Annotated in this window: 7 protein-coding genes; all 7 read right to left on the bottom strand. The window is 52.9% G+C overall.

The features are described 5' to 3' along the window. Positions 1-87 precede the first annotated feature (87 nt). Positions 88-3,015 carry an S-layer homology domain-containing protein gene (locus tag WH37_RS06730; protein ID WP_082110684.1) on the bottom strand — a complete coding sequence of 976 codons (2,928 nt, stop codon included), beginning with the start codon at positions 3,013-3,015 and terminating at the stop codon, positions 88-90. 983 nt (positions 3,016-3,998) lie between these two features. Next, the gene (locus WH37_RS06725; protein WP_046229811.1) at positions 3,999-4,268 is read right to left on the bottom strand and encodes a glutaredoxin family protein; all 270 of its coding nucleotides are present in this window, start codon (positions 4,266-4,268) and stop codon (positions 3,999-4,001) included. A gap of 23 nt (positions 4,269-4,291) precedes the next feature. After that, positions 4,292-6,322: an ABC transporter ATP-binding protein gene (locus tag WH37_RS37000; protein ID WP_046229810.1), complete on the bottom strand. Its 2,031-nt coding sequence runs from the start codon at positions 6,320-6,322 to the stop codon at positions 4,292-4,294. A gap of 46 nt (positions 6,323-6,368) precedes the next feature. Then, complete coding sequence (locus WH37_RS06715) at positions 6,369-7,265, bottom strand: ABC transporter permease (RefSeq protein ID WP_046229809.1); 897 nt, start codon at positions 7,263-7,265, stop codon at positions 6,369-6,371. Between the two features lie 28 nt (positions 7,266-7,293). Further along, positions 7,294-8,220 (bottom strand): ABC transporter permease, encoded by a 927-nt coding sequence (locus tag WH37_RS06710; RefSeq protein ID WP_046229808.1) that lies wholly within the window; start codon positions 8,218-8,220, stop codon positions 7,294-7,296. A 48-nt stretch (positions 8,221-8,268) separates the two neighbouring features. Further along, entirely contained in the window at positions 8,269-9,951 is a 1,683-nt protein-coding gene (locus WH37_RS06705; protein WP_231594142.1) for an ABC transporter substrate-binding protein, read from the bottom strand. A 14-nt stretch (positions 9,952-9,965) separates the two neighbouring features. Beyond that, entirely contained in the window at positions 9,966-11,303 is a 1,338-nt protein-coding gene (locus WH37_RS06700; RefSeq protein ID WP_046229807.1) for an LLM class flavin-dependent oxidoreductase, read from the bottom strand. Between the last annotated feature and the right edge of the window lie 52 nt (positions 11,304-11,355).

The raw sequence follows: 11,355 nt of genomic DNA, 5'->3' as shown, positions 1-11,355 counted from the left end.
ATTCAGGACCAAGGCCGCTTAACTAATCTTTATTTTTTATACTGTCTACTTGACGGGGTGCAGTTCACTTGCGAGCCAGCCCTTCGTTTATTTCTCCGTTTTTGCAGCTTGCGAGAATAGCGTATGGAGCCTATAGATGACGACCGTCGCATCCGCACGGTTGGTTGGATCAATCGCGCCGAAGCTGCCGTCCGGCTTGCCTTTCATCAATCCTGCTTGCGCCACTAACGTTACCGCATCCTTCGCATAGGCAGCAATGGAATCGCTATCGGTGAATACAGGCACGCTGCCAGCAGGCAGTTCTGGCAGCGGCTGGCCTGTCGCCTTCCAGCCGCTCGCCAGCATGACCGCCATATCCTGCCGTGTAATCGGCTCGTTCGGCTCGAAAAGATTGCCTTCCCCGCCGCTTCCTTGGGCCAGAAGCGCTGTGATGCCCGCTTTCTCAGCTGCGGCAATATATGGCGCATACCAGGCGCTTGCAGGCACATCCGCAAAGCTAGACGTACCCTCTGGCACCAGTCCCAGCGTGCCAACAAGCAGCTTGACGAACTCTGCTCTAGTGACCTGCGCAGCCGGCTGGAACTGCGTTTCATTTTTCCCCGTTATAACGCCCTTGCCATATAAAAAAGCAATCGCTTGCTGCGCTTCTGCATACACGCCGCTCAAATCCGTGAACTCATAGCTAATGCCATCCTTCAATTCGCCAACGACAATGCCCAGTCCATTCGTCGCCATATAGACACGACCGTACACTCTTGGATCGCCTGTAATCGCCGTATTAGCGGAACCAAATTGATGCTGGTCATCATTGATGCGAACCCAGTTTTTGCCGAGATCCTTCGAACGGAAAATGCCAAATGTGCCGCCAATCTTCGCGTAGGAATAAAGCGTCATATTCGTTTTTCCCGGTGCTGCCTTGCCAAAACCTATCGTTGCCGCTTCCTCTACGCCTGCAACCTTCGTAAAAGTCTTGCCTGCATCGGTCGAATGCCATAAGCCATAGGCGCTTTCGACCTTTTTGTTGTCTTTGGCCCCGGCGATCCAAATGTCGCCTTCTTTGCCCGGCATCGCCTTGAAGTTGCTCGTTATCACTTGCGGCAAGCCCTGCGCCTTCGATGCGGTGAACGTCGCTCCGCCATCTTTGCTGACATAGAATACGCCCGCGGCAAAGCCGTAGAAGAGCTTCGGGTTTACCCGGTCAGCCGACACGCGCGCCTTCTCTGGCAAGCCCTTCGAGGCCGTCCACGTTTTTCCTAAATCGGTGGAGTAGCTGACCGGACGTGCCGTCTGCTCATCCGCGCTGCTCGGGCTCCATACGATTGCACTGCCATCTGCGCTTACGGCAGCAAAGCCGCCGTTTGTTTTGTCCTCATCCGCCCTTGTCCATGCGTTCGCTGCTGGCGTCCACGTTTTGCCGTTGTCTGTGGAAATGCCCATTCTCGCCGCTGTCCCTTCCGCATGGCCGACACGCACAACGATATCTGGGTTCAGCTCGGCAAAATCGATATCCGTGCTCGTACCGATATACGGGCTTGTGATCATCTCCGGCGCTTGGTCAAGGCTTTCATGGCGGAAGCCGCCAATATCGCCCAACGCGCTCAGTAGCGGCGCACCTGACGGCGGGCTGATGAGGCCAAGCACAGCTGTTTCTTCAATACCGTCTGCCATGACGGTAATTTCGACCTTTTTGTCTTCATCAAAATCCGTTAAGTTGTTAGCGCCGAACAGCGTAGCGCCCGTGCCGTACATCATATTGTCCGAATTAAACGGATCAATTTCCAGATCACCAATCATCCAGCCAAGCTTCGGCGAGATTTCCGGAAGTTCTTTTTTCTCGCCCCAGTCCAGCCAAGGAGAATCCGCATATTCAATCGTAAAACGATTTTCCCGGTTCGGATTTTTCGAAAAATCGAGCGTCCAGAACGGCTCCCACGTCGCGCCGCCATTTGTGCTGCGGTAAATGACGTCATCCGGCCACCACTTGTTCATCGTCGCTACCATTAGCGTATTCGGCTGCCGCGCATCTACAGCCAGTCCGCCATACGGATTGTCCGTATTTCCGGTAGGGCTAATATCGGTCCAGACGCCTGTTGTCGTATCCAGCTTCCATACCGCGCCTTTGCCGCCATCATAGGGGCCGACGAATTCATTGTATGTAACGTATAGATGGCCCTTACCGTCCAGCACCCCATGATGCGGCACAAAACCTTGCTTCGGCTGCCCCGCTACAGCTTCCCATGTATCCCCGCCGTCCGTGCTGCGGTACACGCTTTGCTCCTTGTCAGCAACGCCCACATAAACCGTTTCGGACTTCTTGCCCTTCGAGCCCGTCGCTTGATCGAACGTAATCCAAGCCACACCAACGATATCGTCAAAATAATCCTTTACGTTGCCGCTCGCTGTAAAGCTGTCTACTTTGCTCCAGGTTTCACCGTAATCCGTACTACGCCACAACCCATTGCCGCTGCGCGCCCCGAGATACAAAATCCGATTGTCATTCGGATCAATGACCAGCCGCTCGCCCATCGAGCGCCCTGGCATATTGCCGCCAAGCTTGAACGGCAGCACCGTCCGCTGCCAGCTGTTTCCTTTGTCAGTCGAGCGCAAAATCATGCCCGGCGTATCTGTCCAATCGTTAGTATATGTGCCTACCGCCGCATAAACCCGGTTCGTCTCCACAGGGTCCGTCGCGATGCTCTCCACGCCCAGCATGCTCCATTCCTCGAAGCCGACAAAATCCAAGAGCTGGATCCAGCTTTGCGTCGCGGGATCAAAGCGATAAGCGCCGCCAATGTCCGTGCGCGCGTAAATCAAATCCTTCTCGGAAGGATTATAAACAATGCCGGGAACAAAGCCGCCACCCACGACCTTCGCTCTCCCCCAATCGTAGGCGGGCTGCTGCGCCGCTTTTTTGCTGCTGTCATTGTCCGTTGCCGGAGCCGCTGCTGCGCTTCCTACTAGCGAAGCCGTTAATGCCGCTGCTGTCAGCAGACTGCCAAATGTTCGAATAACCAATATAAATTCCACCCTTTCAATAATAAAGTTCCTGTTTCTGTAAGCGCAAACATTTGTGAGGATCGAAATTTGCCTGCGCTAACTTCGTTATCTAAACTATTTTACTCTATTTAGGGCTGGTATTTATACCCTTAAAATTAGTTTTTATATCATGGGAAAATCAGGGAAAAGCTATTGTGGATTGAACATTGATATGGTACAGGTGCGGTGGTCGCTGCTGCGAGAAAGGTTAGACTTCCGGCCGCTGTTGTTTTCTGATTTCTTTTATTATTCCTCGTTGAGGAAGAAATCCGAAAACAATAGTCCATGCTTACGAAGCGGCTTTCCTTCGGAAAGCTTTAGCAAAGCTTATGCTTACGAAGCGGCGTTCCTTCGGAAAGCTTTAGCTCCAACCTTTCTCTCCGCCGCTCCCCTGCACCTTCCCTCTCTCCCTGTTCAACTACAATAAAGAAAAAAGGAAAAGACCCTCCGTCAGTAGCATAAACCTACTGGCGGAAAGTCTCTCCCTCTTGAGCCTTTAAAAGGCTTACGGTTTTAGAATCCAAATATTTTATACCATGGTGTGTATGCAAACCAGAATCGGGCTTCTGCTCGGGCTTCTGCTCGGGCTTCTGCTCCTTGCTTAGCACTTATCCGAGGCCAATCTCATCTGACGGTTCAAGGCCTAAGGAACTGCAGCATGCGAGTGTTGCAGGGACCACGCAGCTCGGGAGCTACCTCCTTTTTTGAAGGACTGAGGTTCCGCTATTCTGGCTTTTGAGACGATTTGAGGCCGTAAGCGGACAGGAAATCCGTTATGGCCCTCATTATCCCGTCAAAATAACGTTTGGCAGCGTATTAGCGTCTCCTGAGTCCGCAGCCTCTTTCATAACCCGTGATCTGGTTGAAATAGCTGCAGCTGTGTCCACCAAGCCCATCAACTCAGGTGTAACAAAGTTAATCCTGAGTTGGCGGTTAGTGGGCTGCTTGCAATTTAGAAGCCTTTAACCTGCCACGGGAGCAGGTGAAATCAGCGCTTTGATTTTTTCCAAATCCCAGTCCGTAACGGCGGTGTAGACGCCGTCGCTGCCGATTTCGACTACCGGCACGTGGCGGATGCCGTATTTGGCTTCAAGGATGTCGCGCAAATAATCCTTACCTTCAATATCAATATTTTCATAGGGCTGGTTGTTTTGCTCCAAAAATTGTTTGACTGTGCCACAATACTGGCAGCCTGTTTTACTCCATACAATTACCTTTTTTGCTGCGGACATGGTTATACCCTCCTTTATAAATGTCAACCTAATACATAGTGGCAAGCAGCATAATGCTCGCTGCCAATGAGCTGCAGTTCGGGCTCCGCCTCCCTGCAGCGCTCCGTTGCCGCGCGGCAGCGCGTATGAAAGCGGCAGCCTGAAGGCGGATTGGCCGGAGAAGGGATTTCTCCTTCAATCGCGCGAAATGTTCGTGTTCGCCCGGGGCCAGGCTGAGGGATGGAAGCAATTAATCCTTGCGTATACGGATGCGCCGGGTACAGAAACAGCTCCTCGCTGGGCGCAATTTCGACCAGCTTGCCCAAATACATGACGCCGATCCGGTCGGAAATATGTCTGACGATATTCAGCCCATGTGCGATAAACAAATAGGTCAGGTTCATTTTTTGCTGCAAATCCTGCATCAGATTGACGATCTGCGCCTGAACCGACACATCAAGCGCCGATACCGCTTCATCCGCGAGAATAAAGCTTGGATTAAGCGCTATGGCACGGGCAATGCCAATACGCTGGCGCTGCCCGCCGGAAAATTCATGCGGATAGCGGCTGTACCAGTCCGCTTTCAGCCCGACTAGCTCCATCAGCTCCTCTACGCGCGCTTTTCTTTCCTTGCTGCCAGTATTATCATGGACGCGCAGCGGCTCGCCGATAATGTCGCCGATACGCCAGCGCGGATTAACCGAGCCATAGGGGTCCTGAAAAACAATTTGCATATCGCGCCGCGCCTGCCGCAGCTCAAAGCTGCTTTGCCCGGTCAGCTCCCTGCCCTGAAACTTAACGCTGCCAGCTGTCGCCTGCTCCAATTGCAAAATGACCCGCCCAAGCGTCGATTTGCCGCTGCCAGACTCCCCAACGAGGCCAAAGGTTTCCCCTTTTTTAATGGAAAACGAAACGTTGTCCACCGCTCTGACCTGCGGGCCTGAACGATGCAGCAAGCCTCTCTGGATCGGATAAAATTTGCTTAGCCCGCTTACCTCGAACAGATTTTCGCCTTGCCGGCCAGCATCTTGGAGAGACACAATCGGAGACTCAGCTCTTGGTGCATTTGTTAGCTCGGCGCTAGTAGCCCACTCCTCGGATTGAACGAGCTGCTCGGCATGCCAGCATGCAGTCAGCCGGTCGTTTAACGAGAGCAGCGGCGGGCTTTCGCTGCGGCATCTATCCGTCCTATAAGAGCAGCGCGGGTGAAAGCGGCAGCCGGACGGCAGCTCCGACAGGCTCGGGATAGAGCCTTCGATGGAATGAAGCTTGATGCTGCGGTCGCTGTCCATCGTCGTAATCGATTGCAGCAGCCCTCTCGTATACGGATGAAACGGCTGTCCGAACAGCTCAGCCGCCGTCGCTTGCTCGACAACCTGCCCGGCATACATGACGATAATGCGATCCGCCATCTCGGCGGCAATGCCCATATCATGCGTCACTAGCAAAATCGCCATATTAAATTCTTCCTTAAGCTCTTGCAGCAAATGAAGAATTTGTGCCTGAATCGTCACATCAAGAGCCGTCGTTGGCTCATCCGCAATAAGCAGCTCTGGCCCGCAAGCGAGCGCCATCGCGATCATAGCCCGCTGCAGCATGCCTCCCGACAGCTCGCCAGGATACTGCTTCATCCGCGCCTCTGGCTCGGGGATGCCGACCCGGCGCAGCAAGTGGACAGCCCGCTCCCACGCTTCCACTTTTTTTCCACGCTTATGACGCTCGATGACCTCGGTAATTTGGCTTCCGATTGTAAAAATCGGATCAAACGCTGCCATCGGCTCTTGAAAAACCATCGCCATCCGCTTGCCGCGCAGCGCGCGCAGCTCCTTCTCCGGCATCGCTACGAGATCCGCATCGCCAAGCCGCATGCTGCCTCCGGCAATAACGCCGTTCTCATAGTCGATCAGGCGCATAATCGCTTTGGACGTAATCGTTTTGCCGCTGCCGGATTCGCCAACGAGACATACCGTTTCCCCAGGCGCAATATGAAGCGAAACGTCTGTAATTGCTCTAAGCAAGCCCCGTTTCGTCTTAAAATCAACCGTCAGATGCTCCATTGTGAGCAATTGGCTCATTCCGCTTCCTCCTTCCGCCTATCAAAGCGCGGCGTTCTATGCTGTCTTATGCCCTGCTTTGCTTCGGATCTAATTGATCGCGAACCTTGTCACCCAATATGTTGATGGAGAGAACAAACAGCGTGATGGCAAGGCCCGGGAAGGTGCAAATCCACCAGGCAACGGTCAAATACCCGCGCCCCTGAGAGAGCAGCGCTCCCCAGTCCGGAATTTCTTTTATCGTGCCAAGTCCTAGAAAGTTAAGGCCTGCTCCGGTCAAAATCGCGGTGCCAATGCCAATTGCCGCCATGACAAACATCGGCGATAAAGAATTCGGCAGCACATGCCGTACAAAGATCGATAGGCTGGACGTGCCAATAGAGCGGGAAGCGGTAATGAAGGGTCGGCCTTTAATGCTCATGATTTGCCCGCGCATCACCCGCGCGTACCCTGGTATCGATGCCGCCGCAACGGCAAGCACGACATTCATCAGGCTTGGCCCAAGCGCCGCTGCAATCGCAAGCGCAAGCAGCACGCCCGGAATCGTCATCAGCACGTCGATCAGCCGCATAAATACAGCATCTACTACGCCGCCAATGTACCCTGCAACCGCTCCAATGGCTCCGCCCGTCACACACCCGACAAGCACCGATACGAAACCAATCAGCAAGGAATCCCGGCTGCCATGCACCACAACACTAAATACGTCACGGCCAAAATAATCCGTTCCAAACACATGCTGCAGGCTTGGCGGCTGCATAATCTGATCCGTATTCATCAGCGTAGGCGAGTAGGGAGCAATCAAGCTCGGAAATAAAGCACAGCTGATGATAAACAATACGATAACTGCTGCGGCGTAAAGCAGAAGGTCCGCAGGCGCCAGCCTTTTTAATTTGCGGATTTTCGCAGCACCTTCTGCCCTGCTGCCTTGCCATACCTGTTTGCCAATGACGGCTTGCTTCATTTGAATCTTTTGCCCCTTTCTACCTGCGCTACCCGGTACGCCTTACGCGCGGGTCGATCAACGTATAGGAAATGTCCACAAGCAAGTTCACTACGATGTACACGATTGCCGAGAAAAAAATAACGCCCTGCACGACCGGCAAATCCTTCGCCATAATCGCATCGGCAATAATTCGCCCAATCCCTTGGCGCGAGAATACCGTCTCAATGACGACCGTCCCGGCCATCAAATCGCCAATAATAACGCCAACCATCGTCAATGCCGGAATCAGCGCATTTCGCAGCGCATGCTTATACATGATGAACCGCCCCGGCAGCCCCTTCGCTCGCAGCGTGACGATAAACGGCTCATTAATGACTTCAAGCATACTATTGCGAACCATCCTTACGATAAAGCCTGAGCCAACGAAGCCCAGCGTAATGGCGGGCAGCACCAGCGTACTGAAGCCATCCGAGCCCATTGCCGGAAACCAGCCCAGCTGTACCGAAAAAATAAGAATAAGCAAAATGCCCGACCAAAATGTCGGCATCGAAATGCCGAACAAACCTACCATTCGCGCGACGATGTCAATCCAGCGATTGCGATGAATGGCAGACAGCACGCCTAGCGTGACGCCGATAACGACCGCAATGAGCGAGCTTAACGCCGTCAAAGCAAGCGTGGCGGGAAAATGCTCGACGATTTTCGGCAGTACCGGCTCCGAATTAACGATCGATTTGCCAAAATCGCCCTGCAGCACATGCAGAAAATATTCGCCGAACCGCTCATAGAACGGCTGGTTCAGCCCGAGCTGCTCCCGCAAATTAGCAATCATCTCCGGTGTGGCGGAAGATGGATCAAGAATAAGGAGCGCAGGGTCGCCGGGCAGCACATTGACGATACAAAAGACGAGCACCATCGTGCCGACCAGCACCAGCAAGGACGTATAAAGCCGAACGCTTACCGCTTTTAACATACTGCATCTCCGCTCCCTTCCAGCTTTTATTCACAAATTACGATAGGCTTACTCGGCTATATACACATCATTAAAGATCGGATAGCCCAGCGAGTCAAAAGCTAATCCTTGCACCTTTTTCGAGGCGGCTACTGTATAAGGGAATACATAAATCGGAATAATGACAGCCTTTTTAATGATGAGCTGCTGTGCTTCCTTATAGATCGCTTCACGCTTCGTCTGGTCCTGCTGGGTAGCCCCATCCTCAAGCAGCTTATCCAGCTCCGGATCGGATAAATTCGGCAAGTTTTGGCGGGCCCCTGGAGCTGTTGTGTGATAGATGGAATAAAGCGCGTTAGGATCGGAATTCACTTGGCTATTGCCATAAAGATCATAATTATTGTTCGCATAAACGACGGTTGCGACATCCTTCGTAATTTCCACGTCTACCTGAATGCCTAGAGGCTTAAGCTGCTGCTGCACGATAGCGGCAATATCATTGCGCTTCTCGCGGTTCGGCGAGCCATCGACATAATGAAGCGTCAGCTTCTTCCCGTCTTTTTCCCTGATGCCATCAGCCCCTGCTTTCCAGCCCAGCTCGTCAAGCAGCTGCTTCGCTTTCTCGATGTCCGGCTTTACGCCGCCTTCCAGCGAAGCGTCATAGCCGAAAATGCCTGGTGAAAGCGGCGACCACGCCTGCTCATACGTTCCGAGATACAGCGTTTTGACGATCGCCTCGACATTGATGCCAAGCTGCAGCGCCTGCCGAGCCTTCAGCTCATTCCATGGCGCCTTGCTATGATTGATAAACAGCGTATACGGCAGGCCAACGGTGTTGGCTTGGTACAGCTGGCTGTTCGCATCATTTTTCAAGGAGAGGATATTTTGCGGCGGCACTGTCTCAGCGGCAAGCACCTGCCCGCTTTGGACGCTTCCGATCCGCGTAGCTTCCTCAGGTACAATTTTGAAAATGATTTTATCCAAATTCGGCGCGCCCTGCTGGCTGACTGTTTCCGGCGCCCAGTTGTAATCGGGATTTTTCTCCACGACGATTTCCGAATTTTCATCCCATTTTACAAACTTGAATGGCCCTGTTCCGATGGGATGCTTGGTGAATTGATCCCCGTCCTTCTTCGCAGCCGTCGGCGACACGATGCTGAGCAGCGCTTGGCTTACATTGCCCAAGAACGCCTGTGACGGCTCGGATAAATTCAATTTGACCGTATACTCATCAATAACCTCCGAGGATTCATAAGGCCTAACGAGTGCTAAAGCATTCGCAGCTTTTGTCTCCGGGTCAATGATTCGGTCGAAACTATATTTCACCGCTTCAGCGTTGAAAGGAGTGCCATCCTGAAACTTTACGTCCTGGCGAAGCTTGAACGTATACGATTTGCCATCCTCCGAAATCGACCATTCCGTTGCCAGCCAAGGCTTAATTTCTCCGCCTGGAAGCTGGACGACCAGCGTATCGTAGAGCGTACGGATGACCCTGACTGCAACGGCAAGGCCGCTGCGATGCGGATCAAGCTGATCGGGAGAGGTGGCGAGCGCATAGCTTAGTTCGCCGCCCGCAACAGGTGTGCTGCTCTGCTCTGCCGCAGTCGAAGGCGCCGCGCCAGCAGCGCTACCGCCATTAGTCGCGCTGCTCTTGCCTGCTCCTCCACTGCATCCTACCAGTACGAGGGTAACCGCTAGGGCGAGGCTAGTCATTTTCATCCAGACGGCCGGTTTGCTGTATGCTGTGCTCATATTCCTCACCCTCCCTAAACGGTCGTCACCTTGGTTTTGGCATAGCGGTTTTCCGGCACAGGTACGCCGAGATGTCCACGCAGCGTGTCATGCTCATATTCCTCACGGAACAATCCGCGCTCCTGCAAAATCGGCACAACCTGGTCAACAAACTCCGTCAGTCCCGTCGGGATAGATGATCCGACAATAAAACCATCTACCGCTCCCTGTTCAAACCATTGCTGAATTTGATCCGCCACTTTATCTGGCGTGCCGATGAACGTCGGCCGCGGCGTCGTTACTTGAAGCGCCACCTGGCGAAGCGTCAAGCCGCCTTCCTTCGCCTGCCGCTTAATGTGGTCCGTCGTGCTGCGGAAGCTGTTTTGCCCAATTTCGCCCAGCTCAGGGAACGGTTCATCAAGCGGATATTGCGAAAAGTCATGGTGGTCGAAATACCGTCCCAAATAATCGAGCGCCTTCTCAATATTTACAAGCTGCGCCAGCTCCTGATATTTGCCTTCTGCTTCTTCATCCGTCGCCCCAATGATTGGCGCAATGCCTGGCAAAATCGCGATTTCCTCCGAAGAGCGTCCATGTGCAGCTGCACGGCCCTTCACATCATCATAAAATTGCTTGCCCTGCTCGATGGATTCAAAATGGGCAAATACCGCATCCGCTACTTTGGAAGCGAAGCTTTTGCCAGCCTCCGACGAGCCTGCTTGAAAAATAACCGGATGCCCCTGCTTCGATCTCGAAATGTTCAGCGGTCCCTGCACTGAGAAAAACTCGCCTTTATGGTTCAAGGTGTGCAGCTTTTCCGGGTCAAAAAACTGGCCGCTTTCTTTATCGCGAACAAAGGCGTCATCCTCCCACGAATCCCATAGCCCTCGTGTCACTTCCAAATATTCATTCGCAATCCGGTAGCGTGTTGGATGGTCGGGATGCTCCGTCTTGCCGAAGTTTTTCGCTGAGCCTTCAAGCGGAGAAGTAACGATGTTCCAGCCTGCACGGCCGCCGCTAATATGATCAAGCGAGCCAAATTGTCTCGCTACGGTGAAAGGCTCGCTATAAGAAGTAGAGAGCGTGCCGACTAGACCAATCTTCGATGTGACCGCGCCTAGAGCAGATAAAATCGTCAACGGCTCAAAACGGTTTAAAAAATGGGGAATGGATTTTTCATTAATATATAAGCCATCGGCAATGAACACAAAATCAAATTTTCCGGCTTCCGCCTTCTGTGCCTGCTGCTTGTAAAACTCAATATTAACACTTGCATCAGGCTGTGCGTCCGGGTGTCTCCATCCGGCAATATTTCCGCCTACTCCGTGCAAAATAGCGCCTAGCTTCAATTGTCTCTTTTTAGTTGTTGTCAAGATTGTTCCCTCCTGTTGGTTGGTTGTTTTTAATTTTATTATTCCTAGCGGT

The sequence above is a fragment of the Paenibacillus algorifonticola genome (assembly GCF_000971975.1).
In the GTDB taxonomy this organism is placed as follows: Bacteria; Bacillota; Bacilli; order Paenibacillales; family Paenibacillaceae; genus Pristimantibacillus; species Pristimantibacillus algorifonticola.
This window is presented reverse-complemented; position numbering and strand designations above follow the sequence as displayed.